The 23,691-nt window shown below is 38.2% G+C and carries 24 protein-coding genes and 1 tRNA gene; 21 read left to right on the top strand and 4 right to left on the bottom strand.

Annotation, left to right across the window (positions count from 1 at the left end):
* Positions 1-10 precede the first annotated feature (10 nt).
* Together mutL and J2Y03_RS05880 are read left to right on the top strand one after the other, a co-directional pair.
* Positions 11-1,873 carry a DNA mismatch repair endonuclease MutL gene (gene mutL / locus J2Y03_RS05885; protein WP_310191836.1) on the top strand — a complete coding sequence of 621 codons (1,863 nt, stop codon included), beginning with the start codon at positions 11-13 and terminating at the stop codon, positions 1,871-1,873.
* Positions 1,874-2,159: 286 nt separating this feature from the next.
* A complete protein-coding gene (locus J2Y03_RS05880) occupies positions 2,160-2,621 on the top strand; it encodes a hypothetical protein (RefSeq protein WP_310191833.1) in 462 nt (153 codons plus the stop codon).
* A 52-nt stretch (positions 2,622-2,673) separates the two neighbouring features.
* Here the strand turns inward: J2Y03_RS05880 and mreBH are convergent, their stop codons facing one another.
* On the bottom strand, positions 2,674-3,681 hold the full coding sequence (gene mreBH, locus J2Y03_RS05875; RefSeq protein ID WP_132091325.1) for a rod-share determining protein MreBH: 1,008 nt from the start codon (positions 3,679-3,681) through the stop codon (positions 2,674-2,676).
* A gap of 273 nt (positions 3,682-3,954) precedes the next feature.
* On the opposite strand from mreBH, the gene miaA reads away from it, so the two are divergent.
* The 7 genes from miaA (at position 3,955) to glnA (ending at position 10,869) form a co-directional block, all read left to right on the top strand.
* Positions 3,955-4,935 carry a tRNA (adenosine(37)-N6)-dimethylallyltransferase MiaA gene (miaA, locus tag J2Y03_RS05870; RefSeq protein ID WP_310191831.1) on the top strand — a complete coding sequence of 327 codons (981 nt, stop codon included), beginning with the start codon at positions 3,955-3,957 and terminating at the stop codon, positions 4,933-4,935.
* A gap of 26 nt (positions 4,936-4,961) precedes the next feature.
* Positions 4,962-5,192, top strand: a complete 231-nt coding sequence (hfq, locus tag J2Y03_RS05865; RefSeq protein WP_034672853.1) for an RNA chaperone Hfq — start codon at positions 4,962-4,964, stop codon at positions 5,190-5,192.
* A 124-nt stretch (positions 5,193-5,316) separates the two neighbouring features.
* Entirely contained in the window at positions 5,317-6,264 is a 948-nt protein-coding gene (gene spoVK, locus J2Y03_RS05860; protein WP_310191828.1) for a stage V sporulation protein K, read from the top strand.
* Positions 6,265-6,412: 148 nt separating this feature from the next.
* The gene (gene hflX, locus J2Y03_RS05855) at positions 6,413-7,681 is read left to right on the top strand and encodes a GTPase HflX (protein ID WP_310193001.1); all 1,269 of its coding nucleotides are present in this window, start codon (positions 6,413-6,415) and stop codon (positions 7,679-7,681) included.
* 4 nt (positions 7,682-7,685) lie between these two features.
* Entirely contained in the window at positions 7,686-8,957 is a 1,272-nt protein-coding gene (locus J2Y03_RS05850) for a methionine gamma-lyase family protein (protein WP_310191825.1), read from the top strand.
* Between the two features lie 145 nt (positions 8,958-9,102).
* Positions 9,103-9,504, top strand: a complete 402-nt coding sequence (locus J2Y03_RS05845; RefSeq protein WP_310191823.1) for a MerR family transcriptional regulator — start codon at positions 9,103-9,105, stop codon at positions 9,502-9,504.
* 30 nt (positions 9,505-9,534) lie between these two features.
* The gene (glnA, locus tag J2Y03_RS05840; protein WP_310191820.1) at positions 9,535-10,869 is read left to right on the top strand and encodes a type I glutamate--ammonia ligase; all 1,335 of its coding nucleotides are present in this window, start codon (positions 9,535-9,537) and stop codon (positions 10,867-10,869) included.
* A gap of 479 nt (positions 10,870-11,348) precedes the next feature.
* On the opposite strand, the gene lexA is transcribed toward glnA, so the two are convergent.
* Entirely contained in the window at positions 11,349-11,972 is a 624-nt protein-coding gene (gene lexA, locus J2Y03_RS05835; protein ID WP_132091306.1) for a transcriptional repressor LexA, read from the bottom strand.
* Positions 11,973-12,130: 158 nt separating this feature from the next.
* On the opposite strand from lexA, the gene yneA reads away from it, so the two are divergent.
* The 9 genes from yneA to J2Y03_RS05790 all read left to right on the top strand — a co-directional run bounded on the left by yneA (position 12,131) and on the right by J2Y03_RS05790 (position 20,936).
* Positions 12,131-12,454 (top strand): cell division suppressor protein YneA, encoded by a 324-nt coding sequence (gene yneA, locus J2Y03_RS05830; RefSeq protein ID WP_310191815.1) that lies wholly within the window; start codon positions 12,131-12,133, stop codon positions 12,452-12,454.
* Positions 12,455-12,464: 10 nt separating this feature from the next.
* Positions 12,465-13,121, top strand: coding sequence for a YneB family resolvase-like protein (locus J2Y03_RS05825; protein WP_310193000.1), 657 nt, complete (start codon positions 12,465-12,467; stop codon positions 13,119-13,121).
* Positions 13,122-13,193: 72 nt separating this feature from the next.
* Entirely contained in the window at positions 13,194-13,424 is a 231-nt protein-coding gene (locus J2Y03_RS05820; protein ID WP_132091300.1) for a DUF896 domain-containing protein, read from the top strand.
* Positions 13,425-13,603: 179 nt separating this feature from the next.
* Positions 13,604-15,607 (top strand): transketolase, encoded by a 2,004-nt coding sequence (tkt, locus tag J2Y03_RS05815; protein ID WP_310191812.1) that lies wholly within the window; start codon positions 13,604-13,606, stop codon positions 15,605-15,607.
* 238 nt (positions 15,608-15,845) lie between these two features.
* A complete protein-coding gene (sirA, locus tag J2Y03_RS05810; protein WP_132091294.1) occupies positions 15,846-16,286 on the top strand; it encodes a sporulation inhibitor of replication protein SirA in 441 nt (146 codons plus the stop codon).
* A 77-nt stretch (positions 16,287-16,363) separates the two neighbouring features.
* Positions 16,364-16,585 carry a YneF family protein gene (locus J2Y03_RS05805; RefSeq protein ID WP_132091291.1) on the top strand — a complete coding sequence of 74 codons (222 nt, stop codon included), beginning with the start codon at positions 16,364-16,366 and terminating at the stop codon, positions 16,583-16,585.
* A 162-nt stretch (positions 16,586-16,747) separates the two neighbouring features.
* Complete coding sequence (locus J2Y03_RS05800) at positions 16,748-17,221, top strand: hypothetical protein (protein WP_310191808.1); 474 nt, start codon at positions 16,748-16,750, stop codon at positions 17,219-17,221.
* Between the two features lie 171 nt (positions 17,222-17,392).
* Complete coding sequence (locus J2Y03_RS05795; RefSeq protein ID WP_310191806.1) at positions 17,393-19,144, top strand: ABC transporter transmembrane domain-containing protein; 1,752 nt, start codon at positions 17,393-17,395, stop codon at positions 19,142-19,144.
* Positions 19,131-20,936, top strand: a complete 1,806-nt coding sequence (locus J2Y03_RS05790) for an ABC transporter ATP-binding protein (RefSeq protein WP_396954176.1) — start codon at positions 19,131-19,133, stop codon at positions 20,934-20,936. The genes J2Y03_RS05795 and J2Y03_RS05790 overlap by 14 nt, the downstream gene beginning before the upstream one ends.
* Positions 20,937-20,975: 39 nt before the next feature.
* Here the strand turns inward: J2Y03_RS05790 and J2Y03_RS05785 are convergent, their stop codons facing one another.
* Positions 20,976-21,155, bottom strand: coding sequence for an aspartyl-phosphate phosphatase Spo0E family protein (locus J2Y03_RS05785; protein ID WP_310191804.1), 180 nt, complete (start codon positions 21,153-21,155; stop codon positions 20,976-20,978).
* A 280-nt stretch (positions 21,156-21,435) separates the two neighbouring features.
* Here J2Y03_RS05785 and J2Y03_RS05780 point away from each other — a divergent pair, with 280 nt between their 5' ends.
* Both J2Y03_RS05780 and J2Y03_RS05775 read left to right on the top strand, forming a co-directional pair.
* A complete protein-coding gene (locus J2Y03_RS05780; protein WP_310191801.1) occupies positions 21,436-22,143 on the top strand; it encodes a cytochrome c biogenesis CcdA family protein in 708 nt (235 codons plus the stop codon).
* Between the two features lie 70 nt (positions 22,144-22,213).
* Complete coding sequence (locus J2Y03_RS05775; RefSeq protein WP_310191798.1) at positions 22,214-22,684, top strand: CcdC family protein; 471 nt, start codon at positions 22,214-22,216, stop codon at positions 22,682-22,684.
* A gap of 163 nt (positions 22,685-22,847) precedes the next feature.
* Here the strand turns inward: J2Y03_RS05775 and J2Y03_RS05770 are convergent, their stop codons facing one another.
* A complete protein-coding gene (locus tag J2Y03_RS05770; RefSeq protein ID WP_310191796.1) occupies positions 22,848-23,276 on the bottom strand; it encodes a DUF2621 domain-containing protein in 429 nt (142 codons plus the stop codon).
* A 218-nt stretch (positions 23,277-23,494) separates the two neighbouring features.
* Between J2Y03_RS05770 and J2Y03_RS05765 the strand changes: the two genes are divergently transcribed.
* Positions 23,495-23,591, top strand: a tRNA-Sec gene (locus tag J2Y03_RS05765).
* The last annotated feature ends 100 nt before the right edge of the window (positions 23,592-23,691 follow it).

The following is a 23,691-nucleotide window of genomic DNA, read 5'->3' as shown; positions in this document are numbered from 1 at the left end:
GGTGACTCGTATGGGTAAGATAATCCAATTAGATGATGCACTATCCAATAAAATTGCCGCGGGAGAAGTAGTTGAACGTCCTGCTTCGGTTGTAAAAGAGTTAGTCGAGAACGCGATTGACGCTGGCGGTACGGTTATTGAAATTGAAGTGGAAGAAGCAGGGCTGTCAAAAATTCGAATCACGGATAATGGGAATGGAATTGAAGAAGATGACGTCTTACTTGCTTTCCAACGTCATGCAACTAGTAAAATTAAGAATGAAAATGACTTATTCCGGATTCGTACTCTCGGATTTCGGGGGGAGGCACTTCCGAGTATTGCTTCAGTTTCTAGGCTCGAGATGAAGACCTCGACAGGTGAAGGCCCAGGAAATCGAGTAGTGATTGAAGGCGGTAAGGTTGAAGTTTTTGAAAAAGCTTCGAGCAGACGCGGGACTGATCTTACGATTAGCGATTTGTTTTATAACACTCCGGCACGTTTGAAATACATGAAAACGATCCATACAGAGCTTGGAAATATTACCGATGTCGTGAATCGATTGGCGCTCTCTCATCCTGAGGTAGCTATCCGCTTAATTCATAACGAGCGTAAGCTGCTGCAAACGAACGGAAATGGCGATGTTCGTCAAGTGTTAGCATCGATTTATGGAATGGCCATTGCCAAGCAGCTTGTACCAATTTCCGGAAATTCACTTGATTACAAGATTAGTGGTTATGCCTCAATGCCTGAAGTAACAAGAGCTTCAAGAAACTATATTTCTACGATGATAAATGGTCGTTTTATTAAAAATTACGCTTTAGCAAAGGCAATTCAAGAAGGGTACCATACGTTACTTCCTATAGGAAGGTTTCCGATTGTTCTCCTTAATATTGAAATGGACCCATTATTGGTGGATGTCAATGTGCACCCAGCAAAAATGGAGGTTCGGATTAGTAAGGAAGCAGAATTAAATGAACTAGTTACGGAAATAATTAAAAACGCATTTAAATCGAAGATATTGATACCAACTGCGTATACACATGAGAAAAAAGAGATTCCTAAGCCGGAACAGACTTCCTTGACTCTTGATGAACGAACCAACCCTATTCCTGTAAAAAAAGAAATAGAATGGGATCGGCCAGCGTTTTCAAGCACCATTCAAGAAAGAGGGCCTGCACCTGAAGTACCAGTTTTTCATAAAGCAGAAGAGGAACCGTATCATACTAATTGGGACTACGGCATGTCGGAACTGGGTACAAATGAAAATGTTCAAGAAATTGAACCAAATCTTGAGGATGTGGAAATAGATAGCCGGATTCCAAGGTTGTATCCAATTGGTCAAATGCATGGTACCTATATCTTTGCACAAAATGAAAATGGTTTATATATCATTGACCAGCATGCTGCGCAGGAACGGCTCAAGTATGAGTACTTCCGTGAAAAAGTAGGCCAAGTCCATGCAGAGCTTCAGGAGTTATTGGTACCGATCACACTTGATTATGCGACGGATGAATATCTAAAAATAAATGAGAACCGTACGGAATTAGAGAAGGTCGGGGTCTTTCTTGAGGAATTTGGGATGAACAGTTATATCGTTCGCTCTCATCCCCAATGGTTCCCAAAAGGCGAAGAAAAACAAATTATTGAAGACATGATTGAGCAGCTTCTTTTGATGAAAAAAGTTGATATCAAAAAACTTCGTGAGGAAGCAGCAATCATGATGAGTTGTAAAGCTTCGATTAAAGCCAATCGTCATTTACGTAATGATGAGATACAGGCATTACTCGATGACTTACGAAAAGCTTCAGATCCGTTTACCTGTCCACATGGGAGACCGATTATTGTCCATTATTCATCTTACGAGATGGAAAAAATGTTTAAACGCGTGATGTAGTGTTTTCTTTTAAAAAGAGAACACTCTTTTTTTATTTCTTTGATGAGTGCCCGCACTTTCATTTTTTAGCAGTTTACGGGCTTTCATTACCTTTATGAGTGCCTGCTCTCTTGTCTTTTAAAAGTCTTCGGGCGCTCATCACCTTTATGAGTTCCCGCTTTCTTATCTTATAGCAGTTTTGGGGTTCTCATCTCAAAATTTTTTTTAAAAAGTACTTATAATACTCTTAGGTATAGTGTAAAATTACACTATAAGAGGGAGCGTTTTTCTAAAAGGGGGTGGGCTGATGGTTGCTTTTAGTCTATTAGTTACATTTTTACCTGTAGTCTTTATTATTTTTGTCATTATTGCAATCGTTTACGGTAAGAAAAACAAAGAAATGGGGGATGAAGCTGTGATACGACATCTATATACGTATCTAGTCTTGTTTGCAACGCTTATGATGGTGATTGGCGGGGGCATTTCAATTTTTATGGCGGCAGCAGATTTGGTTAGTCCACCAAGCTATTATCAAAACTTTGAAGATTTTAAGCAGATTTATCATGACGGGAAAGTTCCAGTTGAAAATAGTGAAAAATTATCAGATGAACAAGTCCGAGCGAAATATGAGCAGGCCGTCGAGGATGAAAAGAACCGCACAAGAGAAAGGGCTAAAAACCAAATCATTAAAAGTCTTGGCTTTATCGTTATTCCGCTTCCGATTTTCTTTTACTTCAATAATATGAGAAAAAAGCAAAGTGATATATAAGTCTATAAAATGCAAAAAAAGAGTGCCTGGGCAGCACTCTTTTTTTATTTGTCTACTTCACTGAAGTTGCAAGCTTGTGCATGTATTTAAGAGCTTGTCCGGTACCGATTGCTACGGACTCAAGTGGATTCTGGGCCAGCTGCACGGGAACGAAAATTTCTTTGCTAAGCCATTCTTCCATTCCCTTCATTAATGCTCCTCCGCCCGTTAGAATAACACCACGGTCAACAATGTCCCCGCTTAATTCTGCTGGGCAATCCTCAAGAGTTGCACGTATCGCTTCTAATATATGAGACAATGATTCTTTTAAAGCGTTTCTAATTTCATAAGATGATAGAGTGACTGTCTTCGGTAAACCAGTAACAAGGTCACGGCCACGTACATCCTTGGTAAGCTCCTCGTGATCAACGAGGGCGTATCCGATTTCCATTTTAATGTTTTCAGCTGTGCGTTCTCCAATCAGGACATTGTATTCCTTACGGACATATTGAATGATTTCTTCATCGAGACGGTCTCCGCCAATTTTAATTGAATGGCAGGACACAACACCACCGAATGATATAATCGCTACCTCTGTATTACCCCCGCCAATATCAACAACCACATTGGCTACCGGCTCATCAATAGGCATTCCAGCACCAATAGCAGCCGCAACTGGTTCTTCAATTAACTGAATTTTTTTTGCGCCAGCATTTCTCACAGCGTCTTGAATCGCACGCCTTTCAACACTTGTTGATCCAGATGGTGTACAGATTACTACATTTGGCTTCCGAACGGCAAAGCCCATTTTTTTAGAAGCCTTGTGCATGATATGCTTTAATAGTTCAGTAGTTAGGTCATAATCGGCAATCACACCATCTTTTAAAGGACGAATTGCGACAATTTTCTCAGGAGTTTTTCCAATCATTTCTTTTGCTTCCATTCCAAAAGCGACAACCTTTTTTGTATCTGTGTCGATGGCCACAACAGATGGTTCATTTACAGCTATTCCTTTATTTTTACTATAAACTAATATATTTGCTGTCCCTAAATCAATCCCAATTTCAAAGTTTGAAAACATCTATTTCACCACATTTCCCTAATTTCATACAAAATATGCTACGATTAAGCCTACCACGAACTTGGGGGTAAAAGGCTGTTTGTAAATGAAACGTTACCGTAATGTAAAAACGTTATCAGAATGTAAAGTATTTGGATAATAATAGGATAATTAAAATCCTTGTCCAGAAATGCATAGAAAAGTTATTTTTTGTTTATACTTATTTGATGTTCAACTGCTTTTAAAATATATGTTAGGATGTAAGTGTGACATGGTTCCTGCCAGCACGGAAATATGAAAAAAGGCAGTGTGAAATTAGTGGATTCAAAACAGAAACTATTAGTCATTATTGGTCCAACAGCAGTTGGAAAAACAAAGCTCAGCATAGAACTGGCCAAACGGTATAATGGCGAAATTATTAGCGGTGATTCCATGCAGATTTATCGAGGTATGGATATCGGGACTGCCAAAATAAAAATCGAGGAAATGGAAGGAATACCTCATCATTTGATTGATATTAAAGAGCCGGATGAAAGTTTTTCAGTAGCCGAATTCCAGCAGCTTGTACGAGCAAAAATATCTGAAATCACCTCGAAGGGGAAGCTTCCTATTATTGTTGGCGGGACTGGGCTGTATATTCAGGCAGTCATATATGATTACCAGTTTTCCGATGCCCCTGCAGATGAGGAGTTTCGTTTACACCTTGTAGAGAGGGCAAAAGAAATTGGAAATGAGGCGCTGCATAATGAATTAACCAAGGTGGATCCTGAAAGTGCAAGCCAAATTCATCCTAATAATGTTAGAAGGGTCATTCGAGCACTTGAAATTTTTCACTGTACTGGTAAGATTATGAGTGAATATCAAAATAATCAACAGCCGGACCTTCTTTACGATACAGCCTTAATTGGTTTAACGATGGAGAGGGAAAAGCTTTATGAACGGATAAACACCCGTGTTGAGATGATGATGTCAGAAGGGCTAATCGAAGAAGTCAGCCATTTACATAAGCAGGGCATTCGAGATTGCCAATCTATTCAAGCTATTGGCTACAAAGAAATTTATGATTATCTTGATGGGAAGGTTAGTTTTAACGATGCGGTTGAAAATTTACAGCAAAATTCACGCCGATACGCTAAGAGACAACTAACCTGGTTTCGGAACAAAATGGACGTAGAATGGTTTGACATGACCGATGTCCCAGATTTGTCAAAAAAAATAACCGAAATTTCTCATTACATTGAAGGAAAGCTACAAGTAAAATCGAATACATATTAGTAGAGATAAAAGAGGAGGATATACAAATGAAAACCACCATCAACATTCAGGACCAATTTTTAAACCAGTGCCGTAAGGATAATACCCATGTGACGGTATTCTTATTGAACGGATTCCAATTACGAGGCCAAATTAAAGGCTTTGATAATTTCACGGTACTTTTTGAATCAGAAGGAAAGCAACAACTGGTTTACAAGCATGCCATTTCAACCTTTGCACCGCAAAGAAATGTTCAGCTTGACCTGGATGCACAATAATTTTTCTATCTAACCTGAGTCCATGATATCCATGGACTCTTTTTTATTTTTTATAATGAAATGATTACTGAATGAATACACATAGATGAAGGAGTATTGCTTTGCAGAATGAGAGGTGAAGGCTTTGGATCAACCGATTCGCATGAAAAGTAATGGACAGATAACTGTTTCCCTCAACTCGCAAAAGAGGAAGTCATTATCGAAAGAGCTGCCAGTTCCCCAAGTTGTTCCAAAGGTTATTCCCCCGGAGCACGCGGCATTAAAGGAAATTGAAGACGAGCTCGGGGCATTAGTAGGTATGGAAGAAATGAAACGAATGATAAAAGAAATCTATGCGTGGATATTTGTTAATAAAAAACGGGAAGAAGTGGGGATGAAGGCAAGAAAACAGGCACTTCATATGATGTTTAAGGGCAACCCAGGGACTGGGAAAACAACAGTTGCTAGATTGATTGGCAAGCTCTTCTTAAAGATGAATGTACTTTCAAAGGGACATTTAATTGAGGCAGAACGTGCCGATCTCGTTGGAGAATATATTGGTCATACTGCTCAGAAAACACGAGACTTAATAAAAAAAGCACAGGGTGGAATCTTGTTTATTGATGAGGCCTACTCCTTAGGACGCGGCGGGGAAAAGGATTTTGGAAAAGAAGCCATTGATACCCTTGTTAAGCATATGGAGGATAAACAGCATGAATTTATTCTTATTCTTGCTGGCTATTCCCGTGAAATGGATTATTTTTTAACCTTAAATCCGGGTCTTCATTCACGTTTTCCGTTAGTGATTGACTTTCCAAATTATACAATTGATCAATTAATGGAAATTGCCAGCCGAATGCTCGACGAAAGAGAATATAGCTTAAGTCATGAGGCGGAAAAAAAGCTCAAGGATCATTTAATTTGGGTTAAAGCCGTATTGAATCCAAATAGCTTTTCGAATGGCCGATATGTTCGTAACATTATTGAAAAATCCATTCGTGCACAAGCGATGCGGCTTTTATTACAAAATAGTTTCGATAGACATGAATTAATGACCTTAAGAAGTAATGATTTGGTCTTTGAGGAGGATTAAATTGTACAATAAATCGGCGGTCAAAGAAACCGCCGATTTTTCAATGTGCTCCTAGCCCTCGATGGGAGTTACCAATAAGATGAAATTAGGGAATTCACAGCTTTTTTGGTATGATGAGAACAGAAAATTTATGAAAGATGGTGTTGGTATGGAACAAGAAACAAGCTTAGAAAAAGCAATCTTAGTTGGCTGCCAAACGCAAACATTAGACGATAGTCGATTCCAATATTCCATGGAAGAGCTTGCATCCTTAACAGAAACAGCTAAGGGTGAAGTTATTATGACTGTTGTTCAAAAACGAGAGCGAATCCACTCAGCGCTTTATATAGGGAAGGGCAAAGTAGAAGAACTAAAAGCGCTTGTAGAAGAGGTAGAGGCGGACTTAGTTATTTTTAACGATGAATTATCACCAAGCCAAAAGCGAAATCTTGCTTCGGAATTAAGTGCCCGAATTATCGACCGAACTCAGCTGATATTAGATATATTTGCGCAAAGGGCAAGGTCTAAGGAGGGTAAGCTGCAGGTTGAATTGGCGCAGCTGCAATACTTATTACCGCGTCTTGCTGGTCAGGGGATAGCGTTATCAAGGTTGGGAGCAGGTATTGGGACGAGAGGACCTGGGGAAACAAAACTAGAATCAGACCGTCGTCATATCCGTCGAAGAATTGATGATATTAAGAGTCAATTGGCTGTCATTGTTCACCATCGAGATCGTTATCGAGAAAGAAGAAAGAAAAATAAAACCTTCCAAATAGCGATCGTCGGGTATACAAATGCGGGCAAATCAACACTTTTTAACCGCCTTTCTGAAGCAGATTCGTTTGAGGAAAATCAATTATTTGCTACTTTGGATCCGATGACAAGAAAGTTGGTTTTACCGAGTGGTTTTCAAACCTTAATTACAGATACGGTTGGTTTCATTCAAGACCTGCCAACAGCGCTAATTGCAGCATTTCGTTCAACTCTCGAAGAAGTAAAAGAAGCGGACCTGCTTTTGCATGTAGTCGATATGTCAAATGCGGATTATTTTCAGCATGAAAAAACAGTGAATAAGCTGCTTGAGGACTTGGAAGTTAAAGACATCACACAGATAACGGTTTATAATAAAAGGGATATTAAACATCCTGACTTTGTACCAACGACCAATTCTCCTCTCATCTTCGTGAGCGCCTTTGACAAAGAGGACCGTAATGAATTAAAAAGAAAAACAGAAAAAGTCATGATTGAAATGATGGACCAATATCAAGTTAGTATACCTTCAACAGAGGGAAAGTTGCTTGCGCAATTAAAGAATGAGACGATCGTAAGAGAACTGGTTTTTGATGAAGAAAGAGAGCTCTATCAATGTAGAGGATTTTCGCTTCCAGATCATCAAATATCCGGACAATTACTGAAATACAAAATGAGAATGGAGTAACAGCATGTTTCAACAGTTAAGTAATGGGGAAAAGCTTCAACCAATTGTAAGTGATGTAGAACAACAAATTGCTATCGTACATAAAGAAATAGATGAAAGAATTGAAACCAATCAATTTCGAGTTTTGAAAAGCTATCAAAAACATCGAGTCAGTGATTCTCACTTTATTCCTTCAACAGGGTATGGCTATGATGATATCGGCAGAGATACATTAGAGCTTATTTATGCAGATGTTTTTGGTGCAGAAGCAGGTCTAGTTCGTTCACAGATTATCTCAGGGACGCATGCGATATCAATTTCTTTATTCGGTATCCTTCGTCCAGGAGATGAACTTCTCTATATGACTGGTAAACCATACGATACGCTTGAAGAGATTGTTGGGATTCGCGGAAATGGTGTCGGTTCATTAAAGGAGTTTGGCATTTCCTACGATAGTGTGGAATTAACGGAAGAGGGAACGGTCAATTGGGACCTTGTGTCTGCGAGTATAAAGCCCAACACGAAAATGATCGGCATACAGCGGTCAAAGGGGTATGCAACCCGTCCATCCTTTACGATTGCTGAAATCAAAGAGATGATTTCGTTTGTAAAGGAAATAAAAGAGGATGTAGTGGTTTTTGTAGATAACTGTTACGGCGAATTTGTCGAGGAATTAGAACCTTGTCACGTGGGAGCCGATTTGATGGCAGGTTCACTTATCAAAAATCCTGGTGGAGGAATCGCGAAAACTGGTGGTTATATTGTTGGGAAAAAACAATATGTTGAAGCCTGTTCTTACCGAATGACATCGCCAGGTATCGGTGCTGAGGCAGGTGCTTCCCTTTACAGTCTTCAAGAAATGTATCAAGGATTCTTTTTAGCGCCGCATGTTGTTGGTCAAGCCTTAAAAGGAGCTGTTTTTACTGCTGCATTTCTAGAAAAGTTAGGGATGAATTCTTCTCCTAAATGGGATGCGTACCGAACAGATTTAATTCAATCTGTTCAATTTGATGATAAAGACAAAATGGTGGCGTTTTGCCAGGCTATTCAATTCGCGTCGCCAATTAATTCTCATGTTACGGCTTATCCTGCCTATATGCCAGGGTATGAGGATGACGTGATAATGGCTGCGGGAACATTCATCCAAGGCGCAAGTATCGAGCTGACAGCTGATGGTCCGATAAGACCTCCCTATGTAGCCTATGTTCAAGGTGGGCTAACCTATGCACATGTTAAAATGGCCGTTTGCATTGCTGTTGATTCTTTAATAGAAAAAAATCTAATTGAATTAAAATAGCGGCTGGTGTAAAGGATAACTAAAGTAGTTGTCCTTTTTTTTTTTTGTAAAAAACCATGTTAGAAAACCTAACATGAGATTGACATCTTTTCTTACACGAAATATAATAACAATATAAATCAGCAAGAGGAGAGGAGAAATTGAAGTGAGTGGAAAAGAAATACGCCGCTCAATGCCACTATTCCCAATCGGGGCCGTCATGCAGCTGACTGAATTAACTGCTAGACAAATTCGATATTATGAAGAGCATCAATTGATTTCTCCAGCAAGAACAGATGGGAATAGAAGACTCTTTAGTTTAAACGATATTGATAGACTATTAGAAATTAAGGATCTCATTGATCAAGGTGTGAATATGGCTGGAATTAAGCAGCTTTTCTTACTCAAAGATCAACAATCTAATGTGATTCAGCAACAGGCTGAAAAGGCGAAGCAGGAGTTAACAGACGAACAGTTCCGAAATTTGCTCCGTCACGAATTACAGCAGGCTGGCAGATTCAATCGTTCGTCGTTAAGACAAGGGGATATGTCACGATTTTTCCACTAAATGAAAATTAAATTTTTGGAGGTAATAAGGATGGCAAAGTTTACAAGAGAAGATATTAAGCGGTTAGCCCAAGAACAAAATGTCAAATTTATTCGTTTACAATTCACTGATATTCTAGGAACTATTAAAAACGTTGAGATTCCAGTTAGTCAGTTAGAAAAAGCTCTTGATAATAAAATGATGTTTGACGGATCTTCTATCGAAGGCTTTGTTCGTATTGAAGAATCTGATATGCACCTTGTTCCAGATTTAAACACTTGGGTAGTATTCCCGTGGACAGCTGAAAAAGGAAAAGTTGCTCGTTTAATCTGTGATATCTATATGCCAGAAGGCAACCCATTTGAAGGCGATCCTCGTAACAACTTGAGAAGAGTGTTGAAAGAAATGGAAGAACTAGGATTTACAGACTTTAACTTAGGACCTGAGCCTGAATTCTTCTTATTTAAATTAGACGAAAAAGGTGAACCTTCACTAGAATTGAACGACCAAGGTGGCTACTTCGATTTAGCACCAACTGATTTAGGTGAAAACTGCCGTCGTGATATCGTACTAGAACTAGAAGAAATGGGATTCGAAATTGAAGCATCTCACCATGAAGTGGCGCCAGGTCAACATGAAATTGACTTCAAATATGCGGATGCTTTAACAGCATGTGACCAAATTCAAACTTTCAAATTAGTGGTTAAAACGATTGCTCGTAAACATGGATTGCATGCAACTTTCATGCCAAAACCATTATACGGTGTGAATGGATCTGGAATGCATATGAACCTTTCATTATTTAAAAACGGCGTAAATGCATTCTATGATCCAACCGGTGACCTAGAAATGAGCGATACAGCTCGTCAATTCATTGCTGGAATCTTGAAGCATGCTCCAAACTTTACAGCAGTAACAAACCCAACTGTAAACTCATATAAGCGTCTAGTACCTGGGTACGAAGCACCTTGTTACGTTGCATGGTCTGCTAGAAACCGTTCACCATTAATCCGTATTCCATCTTCTCGCGGTTTAAGTACTCGTGTAGAAGTTAGAAGCGTTGACCCAGCTGCGAACCCATATCTAGCAATGGCTGTACTATTAAAAGCAGGTCTTGACGGAATTAAAAATAAATTAACTCCTCCTGCTCCAGTTGACCGAAACATCTATGTTATGAGCAAGGAAGAAAGAATTGAAGAAGGAATCATCGATCTTCCAGCAACCCTGGCAGAAGCATTAGAACAATTAAAGTCTGATGAAGTTATTCTAGCAGGTTTAGGAGAGCACATCGTTGAACACTTTATCGAAGCAAAAGAGATAGAGTGGGATATGTTCCGTACCGTGGTTCACCCTTGGGAACGCGATCAATATTTGAGCATGTATTAAAATATAAAGACCCAGTGTGGATTTAATCCATACTGGGTCTATTTTTTTGCCTTAAGCAAAGGCAGAACAGGATCACGATGAATGTTCTACTTGCTCGAAACTAAAGTGACTATAGATTTTCGGTAAAGTGGAGAGGTTCCACTTGCCCGAAACGGAAGAGACAAAGAGTTTTCGGTAAAGTGGAGAGGTTCCACTTGCCCGAAACGGAAGAGACAAGGGGTTTTCGGTAAAGTGGAGAGGTTCCACTTGCCCGAAACGGAAGAGACAAGGAGTTTACGGTAAAGTGGAGAGGTTCCACTTGCTCGAAATGGAAGAGACAAGGGGTTTTCGGTAAAGTGGAGAGGTTCCACTTGCTCGAAATGGAAGAGACAAGGGGTTTTCGGTAAAGTGGAGAGGTTCCACTTGCCGACGAAACTGATTTACCATAATTGATTAGAAACAAAAAAAAGCAAGCAACAATGTGCCTGCTCTTCTAAAAATTAATGAATATGACGATAAACTCCGATTACTTTTCCAAGTATAGAAACATTTCTTAAGATAATTGGATCCATTGTAGAGTTTTCAGGCTGCAAGCGAATGAAATCTTTTTCTTTGAAAAATCTCTTACAGGTTGCCTCATCTTCTTCTGTCATGGCAACAACGATATCTCCATTATTGGCAGTTTGCTGCTGTCTAACAATTACGTAATCTCCATCAAGGATTCCAGCTTCTATCATACTCTCACCCATGATTTCTAGCATAAATACTTGTTCATCAGCTGGTGCTAGACTTTCAGGTAATGGAAAGAACTCTTCTACGTTTTCAATGGCGGTAATAGGAAGCCCAGCAGTAACTTTACCAACAATAGGTACATTCACAACATTGTTTCGTGGGATGTTGGCAGTTTCATCTGATTCTAGTATTTCTATCGCTCTAGGTTTTGTTGGATCTCGTCTAATAAGTCCTTTGCTTTCCAAACGTGCTAAATGACCATGGACTGTCGAACTAGAGGCAAGTCCAACTGCTTCCCCAATTTCCCTAACGGAAGGTGGATAGCCTTTTTTCTTTACTTCCGCTTTAATAAATTCAAGGATATCCTGCTGGCGCTTAGATATTTTTGTCATTTTAAGATACACCTCGCCCTATATAATTATTACATTTATTATAGCATGTTCGTATTTTTTCTACAAACATAAGTTCGAATTATTGTTGACAACAAACAAATGTTCGGACTATAATGAAAACATAGAAACGAACATATATTCTGGGTGGGGGTTTTATTATGGAAAAAATATGGGAAAAATACTCTTATGCTATTTTACTAATGATCTTATGCTGCGGTTTAGCTTTTATTTTATCATTGCGTTTCAATTCTGATGTCGAAGAGAAGTTCTTATCCATTACGGTATCTGAAGGAGATTCACTTTGGGAAATCGCCAATCAATATTCGGACCAGCATTCATACTCTAATAACGAATTTATCAGCTGGGTTAAACAGCATAATGAAATAGTAGGCGATAATATTTATCCTGGGGAAGAAATAATAATCCCGGTGAACTATGAAGTTGGATCTTTAACTGAATATGCAAGTGCGGCTGGAGAGTAAAAGTCAGATGGTGGATGCAATCATATACTGCAGGGTTAGTACAAACAAGGAAACCCAGGAAACCTCTTTAAAACGTCAGGAAGAGGAACTTGTACTTCTTGCTAGTCATTATCAATTCAATGTTGTTTCGATTATTAGAGAGCAAGCAAGCGGTTATGACCTTGATAGAGATGGGATATTAGAGTTATTGGAATTATTGAAAGAAAAAACAGTGCAAGCTGTGTTAATCCAAGATGAAACGAGGCTGGGACGAGGAAATGCTAAGATTGCTCTCTTGCATTGTATATTAAAAGAAGGGGTAAAGCTGTATAGTATTTCCCATAATGGTGAATTGCAATTGTCTGAAAGTGATTCAATGGTATTAAAAATAGTTGGTATGGTCGAAGAATATCAACGCAAGCTACATAATGTTAAAATCAAACGGGGAATGAAAAGAGCCGTTTCTCAAGGGTACAAGCCCGAGAAAAATTTACATAACTTAGGATGGAATTCTGGTCGAGAGAAAATTGAAGTTCCGATAGAAGAAATTATCCGCCTGCGAAAAAATAAGTTAACCTTCTCAGAGATAGCTGCTACATTAAGAGGATTTGGGTATAATATTTCGAAAGCAACTGTCCATAGACGCTATCAAGAATCTCAAGAATCAATTGATCTAGAAGAGCAGTAGACCATTTGCCTTGTCAGATGGTCTATTTTTTAGTAAAATCAGTCTTTAAGTAATTGAAAGGGGGGTCCCTTAATGCTCTCAAAAGAAAAAATGGCCAGAATTAATGAACTAGCCAGAAAAGCAAAAGCAACTGGATTAACAGAAGCAGAAGCGAAAGAACAATCAAAATTAAGAAGCGAGTATTTGACCACTTTCCGCAGTTCTATGCTAGATACATTAACAAATACAAAAATTATCGACCCTGAGGGAAATGATGTAACACCAGAAAAGATAAAAATGAGGAAAAAGTATAATCTTCATTAAAAACATGGAAAAACTTTTGTTTTTCCTTTTTACATATTGTCTCTATTATTGTGTAAAAATAAGTTAATGAAAGTAAATTAATTTGTTTAGTAATCAAATTAATTGTTGAATTAACCTCAGGAGAACTATAATATTAAGAGTGTTATTATTATCCTAATGAAACAGGAGTGATTAGTTACATGTTTGAAACTATTGATGAATTGTCTGTAACCTCTATTCGTACGCTATCGATTGATATGATCGAAAAAGCTAACTCAGGACATCCAGGAATGCCTATGGGTGCTGCACCAATGACCTATACGTTATGGACTCGTTTTATGAACCAAAATCCAAAAAATCCTCAGTGGTTTAACCGTGACCGATTTGTTTTATCCGCAGGACATGGGTCTGCTTTACTATACAGCATGCTTCATTTATCTGGTTATAATCTGTCAATGGATGACTTGAAACAATTCCGCCAATGGGGAAGTAAAACTCCTGGACATCCAGAGTATCGTCATACAGAGGGTGTAGAAGCAACTACTGGACCACTTGGACAAGGGATTGCAATGGCAGTCGGAATGGCAATGGCAGAACGTCATACGGCTAGCGTCTACAATAAAGACAATTATGAAATTGTAAACCATTATACATATGGTGTTTGCGGTGATGGAGATTTAATGGAAGGTGTATCTGCAGAGGCTGCATCTCTTGCTGGACATTTAAAACTAGGACGTTTAGTGGTTTTATATGATTCCAATGATATTTCTCTAGATGGGGATTTAAATAAATCCTTCTCTGAAAGTGTTAAGGACCGTTTCTTGTCATACGGCTGGCAATATCTGCGAGTTGAGGATGGCAATAATTTAGAAGAAATCGCGAAGGCTTTAGAAGAAGCTAGAAACGATCTAGATCGACCAACTATGATTGAAGTTAGAACGGTAATTGGTTATGGTTCTCCTAACCGAGCTGGTACTTCTGGTGTCCATGGCTCACCGCTTGGAGCAGACGAATTAAAGCTTACAAAAGAAGCATACAAATGGACATTTGAAGAAGATTTCCATGTGCCACAGGAAGTTTATGATAACTTCAAAAACCTTATCGTTGAAAATGGTGTGAAGAAGGAAAAAGAATGGAACGACTTATTTGCACAATATAAAAATGCTTTCCCAGAATTAGCAAATCAATTAGAAGCAGCGTTGAAAAATGAATTGCCTGAAGGCTGGGATAAAGATATTCCTGTTTACAGTGAAGGAAAAGGCTTAGCTAGTCGTGCATCATCAGGTGAAGCTCTAAATGGCATTGCTAAAAACCTGCCTATCTTTATTGGAGGCTCTGCTGACCTTGCTGGTTCCAATAAAACCATGATTAAAGGTACAGGCGATTATGCACCAGGCAGCTATGAAAATCGAAATATTTGGTTCGGTGTACGTGAATTTGCTATGGGTGCAGCGATGAATGGGATTGCCTTACATGGTGGAGTGAAAATTTTCGGAGGAACATTCTTTGTGTTCTCTGACTACCTGCGTCCTGCTATCCGTCTAGCTTCCATTATGGGATTACCTGTTACGTATGTATTTACGCATGACAGTATTGCTGTTGGGGAAGATGGACCTACACATGAGCCTGTTGAACAACTTGCAGCACTACGTGCAATGCCAGGTCTTTCAATTATTCGTCCAGCAGATGGTAATGAAACTGCTGCTGCATGGAAGCTTGCAGTTGAATCTACAAACAAGCCAACTGCTTTAATATTAACTCGTCAGGATTTACCAACGCTTAAAGATACTGATAAAAATGCATACGAAGGCGTTTCAAAAGGTGCTTATGTGGTTTCACCTTCTGAAAGAGAAACTCCGGATGCTCTATTACTTGCAACCGGTTCAGAAGTAAGTCTAGCTGTTGAAGCACAAAAGGCGTTAGCTGGTGAAGGAATTCATGTTTCCGTTGTCAGCATGCCATCATGGGATCGCTTTGAACAACAATCTCAAGAATACAAAAACACAGTTCTTCCTAAGAATGTGAAAAAGCGTCTTGGTATTGAAGTTGGTTCTTCAATGGGCTGGCATAAATACACTGGTGATGAGGGCGAAGTATTAGCAATTGATACATTCGGAGCATCTGCACCAGGAGAAAAAATTATGGAAGAATACGGCTTTAGTGTAAACAATGTAGTTGCACGAGTTAAGGCACTTCTTCAATAATAGTGAGATATCTCAAAGGGAACGGCACAATGCCGTTCTCTTTTTTTATGATATTTGAACATTAGATGAATTTTTTCTTCCTAAGAGACATTGAAATTACTTGTAAGATATAATGAAATTTGTATGAATCTTATGAATTCGACAATATTAGTGCTTTTTTTTGTCAGCTTAAGACAAATGTTTCGATAGTGTTTATTTTATAATGATAGAAAGGGTAATCAACGAAGGAGAGATCGTGGTGAGAAATTATCAGCTTTATTTGATAGAAGATGAATTTGCCGCCCATTACTTCGGAAGAGAGCGTATGTTTTTTCAGCTTTTTCAGGAACATGACAAAGCAGTAGGTGAATTAAAATTTATTACAAACAAGCAAATTACCTATATAACAAAGCCGTTAGAGGTTTTGAAGTTTCATCAGTTAATTCAAAAACAACTTGGAAAAAAGAAGGGCTTTTGTGCTGAACATGGTACATACTCGATCGAATTAAGTGGAAAACTAAGTAAAGCTAAATTAAGGGTGTTCCAGGATTTAATTACGATTGAGGCATCTGGAAGCTATGAGGCAGAAACGATTTTCTTTGAAGTGCTTAGAAAATGTGAATCTTCGTTCATAGCTTTGGACCTCGACCATCAGCGCTTTGGATGGTTAAAGCCTATTAAAGAGAGAAAATATGTTTAATCTTTTCAAAGTGAATATTGTATATTTCCGTTTTATTTAGTACACTGAATGGTAGACAACATGAAGGAGGAAGTTTAATGAGTACAGGTCTATGGATTCTAGTTGTTGTACTAGCATTAGTAGCTGGTGTAGCACTAGGATTTTTCATTGCTCGTAAATACATGATGGACTATTTAAAGAAAAATCCACCAATCAATGAGCAAATGTTAAAAATGATGATGATGCAAATGGGACAAAAACCATCTCAGAAGAAGATCAACCAAATGATGTCTGCTATGAATAAACAGCAAGGCAAATAAATAAGACAAAAACCACTTTATCTACTGAAGAGAAGTGGTTTTTTATTTTAACAAAATAGTTTTTTGAAAAATCTTATATTAAGATTTTCTATTGAAATAGGAGATAAATAAGTACATACTAGTTACGCTAAGATTAAGAACATAGATAAAGGAGCAATTCTCATGAAAAAAGTTTTACCATTCATTTTAGTTTTACTTCTAGCTTTAACTGCTTGTGGAACGCAAGAAATAGAAGAAACAGCATCCCCTGAAGAGAATAAAACAGAACAGGGTGCAAACGCTGATAAAGAACCTAAAAAAGAGCTAACAGCAGAGGATGAAAAGTTCACTAAATTAATGACAGAAAAAAATTATGATGCCATTATAAAAGATTCTGTCTCTTTAAAGACAGAAGAGCAAAAGAACTTTTATTATTTAGCTTCTGCTTTCATCAAGAATAATGAGGTCCAAACCAAGACATTTGCAGAGACAGACTATAATGCTGCAAAAACGGATTATACAGTAATCGTAAATTATTTAAAAAGAGTAAAATATGTACCAGATGAAATCAAAGCTGAAGTAGATGAATTAAGAAAAGTATCAGAAGAAAAAGCAGCATTTTACACTGAAGAACTTGAAAAACAACCAACTGAGTAACTAATATTATCAAGGAAAAGCACTCAAAAATGAGTGCTTTTTACTTGCGAAGAATAGGTGTCTAAATCTTTATTATTTTACTAATATTTGATAAAATATACCTTCAGGTGCGGTAGGATGATTTTTTAAAATAATAATTGAATAAAGTGAATTATTTTCGGGGGAACGATAATGAGAGTATTTTTAGATTTAAGCTGGTTTTTTAAGCAAGAGAAGAAAGCATACATATCAGGAATTTTTATCTTGCTATTTGTTGCACTACTTCAGCTCGTGCCACCAAAGGTAATTGGCGTTATTGCCGACCATATTAACAATGGTACGTTGACGAAAGGCGTGCTCTTTGAATGGATGGCCATATTAGTAGGGGCAGGTCTTGGGATGTATGTCCTGAGGTATTTTTGGAGGATTATGATTTTTGGTTCTGCGGTTAAGCTTAGCAAACAATTAAGGAATCGCTTATATCAACACTTTACAAATATGTCGCCATCGTTTTATCAGAAACGACGGACTGGTGATTTAATGGCACATGCTACAAATGATCTTCAAGCTATCCAACAGACGGCTGGATTAGGAGTTTTAACATTGGTTGACTCTCTTTCAACCGGCGGGACAGTCATTTTAGCCATGGCCTTTACAATAAGCTGGAAATTAACTTTGATTTGTTTAATCCCGATGCCCTTTATGGTGATTCTTACAAATTGGTTTGGTACAATGTTACACCGCACGTTTCACAAGGCACAAGAAGCCTTCTCTGATTTGAATGATAAAACACAGGAAAGTATTTCCGGGATCAAGGTTATTAAAACATTTGGACAGGAAAAGGAAGATATTGAGGATTTCAGAAAGCAATCAGAGGATGTAGTCCAAAAAAATATCGTCGTAGCCAAAATCGATTCGCTTTATGATCCGACTATCTCTATTATTGTAGGAATATCTTTTTTCTTAGCAATTACCTTTGGCTCCAAATATGTGTTAGCCGGTGAGTTATCCATTGGAGAATTAATTGCCTTTACAACCTATTTAGGATTATTAATTTGGCCGATGTTAGCATTTGGCTGGTTGTTTAATATTGTTGAACGCGGTCGTGCTTCTTATGACCGTGTAGCAGACTTACTTCGAGAAAAGTCAGATATATCAGATCGCAGTCATGCTTTAGAGGTGGTACCTAGCGGTGGTATCCAGTATGATATTGAGAAATTCACTTTTCCAGGAGAAAAAGAGCCAATGTTAAGGGATATCTGTTTTTCGATAAATAGGGGAGAGACACTGGGGATTGTTGGGAAAACAGGTGCGGGGAAAACAACCTTGTTAAAGCTGCTTATTCGTGAATTTGAAGACTATGAAGGGGAAATTACCTTCGGCGATCATAAACTTCCGGAGTATAAGCTGGAGAAATTACGAGAGGCGATTGGTTATGTTCCTCAGGACCATTTCTTGTTTTCCGCGACGGTGGCTGAAAATATTGCCTTTACCAATATAAAGGCTCCAAAAGAAGAAATTTATGAAGCAGCCAAATTAGCTAATATTCATGACGATATTCTTCAGTTTACCGAAGGGTATGAAACTGTTGTTGGTGAAAGAGGAGTATCATTATCAGGGGGTCAGAAACAAAGGATATCTATTGCCCGAGCACTGATGATGAATCCTGAAGTGTTAGTGCTGGATGATTCCTTATCCGCTGTTGATGCCAAAACGGAAGAAGCCATTCTTTCCTCATTAAGAAAAAATCGTGAAGGGAAAACAACGATTATTACCTCACACCGATTAAGTGCCATCCAACACGCAAATTTGATTCTTGTTCTTGATCATGGAAAAGTCATGGAGAGAGGAACACATGAAGAACTAATGGAAAACAATGGTTGGTATAAGGAAATGCATTTACGTCAGCAGCTAGAGGAGTTGGTTGAGCATGGCGGACATTAAGATGGAAGAAAAGGAGCAGCTGACTGATAAAGAACAACGAAATGTTCTCTATCGCCTGCTATCCTATACAAAACAACATAAAAAGGAGTTAATCCTAGCATTCAGTCTTTTGGTCATAACTACGCTGGGAGAATTAGCTGGACCATACCTTGTTAAAATCTTTATAGATGACTACCTAACACCGGGAAATCTAGCATTTCAGCCCCTCTTGATTCTCGGGGCGAGCTATCTAGGGATCCAAATCATAAAATCAGTCCTGATGTTTTTTCAATTAGTAAAGTTTCAAGAGATTGCTTTAAAAATAATTCAACAACTGCGGATTGATATTTTTTCCAAGGTGCAGTCCTTAGGTTTAAGGTATTTTGATCAAACACCTGCCGGAAGTATTGTTTCAAGGGTGACAAACGATACCGAAGCAATAAAGGATATGTTCGTAACCGTCCTATCAACCTTTATCCAGAGCGGTTTTTTACTAACTGGTATTCTGATTACCATGTTTGTTTTAGATGTAAAACTGGCACTATTCTGTCTTATTTTTATTCCATTGATTCTCCTTGTGATGACCTTATATCGAAAATTTAGTTCCCGATATTATTTAGATATGCGCGAGAGATTGAGTCAATTAAATGCAAAACTAAGTGAATCCTTGCAGGGGATGAGTATTATTCAAGTTTTTCGTCAGGAAAAGCGACTTCGTAAAGAGTTCGAAGACATCAATGAAAAGCACTATAATGCAGGGATGAAGAATATTAAGATTGATGGATTGCTGCTGCGTCCAGCGGTTGATTTAATTTTTATTTTTGGATTAATTATGGTGTTAAATTATTTTGGAATTGCATCTTTAGATAGCCCGGTTGAAATCGGTGTGTTATACGCTTTTGTTAATTACCTGGAGCGTTTCTTCGAACCAGTAAACAATATGATGATGAGGTTATCTTTGTACCAGCAAGCGATTGTGGCTGGTGCGCGTGTGTTTAGAATTCTGGATAAGCAAGAATTAGCACCCGAACAAAGTGAGGATAGTACTCTATCGGTTGAAGAGGGTAGAATTGAGTTTAAGAATTTAACTTTTTCCTATGATGGAAAACGAGATGTCTTAAAAAATATTTCGTTTACTGCGCAGCCCGGTGAGACGGTGGCACTAGTCGGGCACACTGGGAGCGGGAAAAGCTCAATCATCAATTTATTAATGAGATTTTATGAATACGAGAAGGGCGAAATCTTAATTGATGGTCAATCGATTCGAAGTTTTTCTAAGGATGAACTTAGAGACAAAATGGGGCTCGTCCTCCAGGATCCATTTTTGTTTTATGGAACTGTAAGAGACAATATAACGCTACATCATCATTTAACAGATGAACAAGTGGAGGATGCTGCTAAATTTGTTCAAGCACATACCTTTATTGAAAAGTTGGAAGATTCATATCATCATAAAGTGGTTGAGCGCGGTTCTACTTTTTCGAGTGGGCAGCGCCAATTAATTGCATTTGCAAGGACGATTGCAGCCAATCCAAAGATTCTTGTCCTTGATGAGGCAACGGCCAATATCGATACTGAAACAGAAGAAGCGATTCAAACGGCTCTTGCAAAAATGCGGGAAGGCAGGACTACGATTGCTATTGCCCACCGGTTATCAACGATTCAGGATTCGAATTTAATTCTCGTCTTGCACCAAGGTGAAATAGTAGAAAGAGGAACACATCAAGAGCTTCTGGCACTTGGCGGGTTATACCATAAAATGTTCTTGTTACAAAATGGTGCAGTCGAGCGTTTAGAGGATGTTGCCAATTGATAAATAGAAAAATCCTGGCAGCTTGCCAGGATTTTTGCATTAGAGACTCGCTACTTGGCGGGTTTTCTTTATATACTTTCGATTATATTCATTTAATAGATGGTCTAATTCCTGACTGTGACGAATAGCAATGGAGGAAGTCAAGCCGTTTGTGACCGCGACTTGAATTAATTCAGCGCGCTTTTTTTCAATAAGTGCAATTAGGTCTTGTTTGATCATAGTCGTGGTCCTTTCCGGAGAAACTCCAATAATAGAAAACAAAACATTGATAGGAAATTCGCTACCAATGTTTTACTAGTATAACCTAAAATGGGTATTAATTGAAAGTGATTTGTAAAAAAATATCCATAAAAAGTAGGAATATGGTAGAATCATTGAAAGTTTTTTGCCGGAAATAGCAATTAACAACTAGCGACACAAAATATTCATGTTAATCATTATCTTTTAGGGGAAAGTTTTGTTAAAATGAAACAGTATCGACTATAGTAGGAGTGTTAATATGACTGACATAAATATATTTTTAGCCTTGGGCGCTGGCTTTTTAAGTTTTATCTCTCCATGCTGTTTGCCTCTTTACCCTGCATTTCTATCGTATATCACCGGGATGTCTGTAGGGGAGTTAAAAACAGAAAATGCCATGCTTCAAAAGCGTAGTCTTCTACATACAATATTTTTCTTAATTGGATTTTCAGCCATTTTCATTGCCATTGGTTTTGGGACATCGTTTGTTGGCCGCTTTTTCATGGAGTATAAAGATTTAATTCGTCAGCTTGGCGCAATCTTCATTGTGTTGTTTGGACTAATAATAGTTGGTGTATTTAAACCTGAGTTTTTAATGAAGGATCGTAAATTAGAATTTAAAAATCGACCTTCGGGCTTTATTGGGTCTATACTAATTGGTATGGCTTTTGCTGCTGGATGGACTCCATGTACTGGTCCAATTCTAACATCAGTTATTTTACTTGCTGCTTCAAATCCTGGATCAGGTGTTTTATACATGACCGCATACTCACTTGGGTTTGCCATCCCATTTTTAATCATGTCCTTCTTTGTCGGCAGAATGAAATGGATCCGCAAGAATAGTGGTAAGATTGTTAAAATCGGTGGTTGGCTCATGATTGTCATGGGTTTTGTACTCTTCTTTGACTGGATGACAAAAATCATTACGATTTTCTCAGGTATGTTTGGCGGATTTACAGGTTTCTAAAGAATGGACTTAAAATTAATATAGTAATATATTTAATGTGTTATTTTTATAGAAATAGGGGTTGGAACCTATGAACTTCGTGGTTGTTTCTTCAATAGGGGCAGTTTTTATGGGGATATTTGCTTTATTTGTCCGCATGAAAGCTGCAAAGAAACCTACAAATGCATTAAAGATCATCCTGCCGCCGGTTTTTATGTCTAGCGGAGCACTTATGTATTTGGTGCCGCAATTTCGCTTAACCCCTTTGGAAATAGTAGAGGTGGTCATAGTGGGAATGCTCTTTTCAGTATTGCTAATCAAAACCTCTAAATTTGAGATTCGCGAGAACGAAATCTATTTAAAACGTTCGAAAGCATTTATGTATATTTTAGTTGGATTATTGGTTGTTCGTTTAGCTTTAAAATGGATCTTAAGTACGACGATTGATTTTGGGGAACTCAGCGGTATGTTCTTCCTGCTTGCGTTTAGTATGATTGTTCCTTGGCGGATCGCGATGTATTTAGACTATAAAAAGCTTTGCAAGCAGCTTCATGGAAAATGATGTGTGGAACACTGATTCTTTGGGGATCAGTGTTTTTTTATGTGGTAATTTAATGAATCGATTTTTATTGTCTTGTTCATGAGCCCCATTTACTTTGGTATATATCAATTTTAGGCTTCATGAACCGAGTCAACAAATATAAAAAACCGCCAAATTGGACGGTTTAGAATAAATGCTCATATGGAGCGACATCAATTCGATTTTCAAAAAGCTTTTTTCGTAAAAATTTATGATCTCTTTTTGGTGTGGCTTGAATATAACCGCGGATAACAAGTTCTTCTGTAATTTTCGTTACTTTTTCATTAAGGGCGAGCTCGCCAATCTTACCGGCAATTTTATGCCTTGCAACGTCGCGGAATAGCTCGGGAACAGGGCTAACCAAATCTTCAAGAAGTGCTTTCTCCTCGTTGCCCCACAGATGACGAGTTTGATTCACATAGTGCTCTTCCCAGTCCATCACCGATTTGCCATCTTCCTTTGGCATTTTCTTTAAGAACTTACGAAACATAAAAAATCCGCCAATCGCCATTGCTCCGGCAAAGGCAAAAATCCATATTAGTATAAACCATAGAAACCAACCAGTTAGCTGCATATTATTCACCTACATATTACTATTTTCATCTACTTATTATAGTCTGAAAATAGGGTAAAAGACAAGTAATCGCTTTATTATCAAGAAAAAAGCCATCCTTAGAATAGTATTGCAAAAGTTGTCGAAAAAATGACAAAATCTCTAACTATATTGATTATTACTATAATACATTGTAATATGGTTACAAATAGTTATTTTCTTTATTACAATAATATTCTGGGGCTGAATGGGGTACTGGTGTCCTCCACAGTCTTCAAAACTGCTTGAGACCTGCGTGCCAGGTTTGCTGGGTTCGATTCCCAGGCGGTCCCGCCAACCCTTACATAGCAAGGGATTGAGGTGTTTCACTTAATAAGAAGACATCCTCGATTAAATTCCATTTCTCACTTTGGGTGCCAAATTGGTGCCATATGAC

Origin of the sequence: Neobacillus niacini (genome assembly GCF_031457145.1) — a bacterium.
In the GTDB taxonomy this organism is placed as follows: Bacteria; Bacillota; Bacilli; order Bacillales; family Cytobacillaceae; genus Neobacillus; species Neobacillus niacini_J.
Note: the sequence above shows the minus strand (reverse complement) of the source record. Positions and strands in the feature narration are given on the sequence as shown.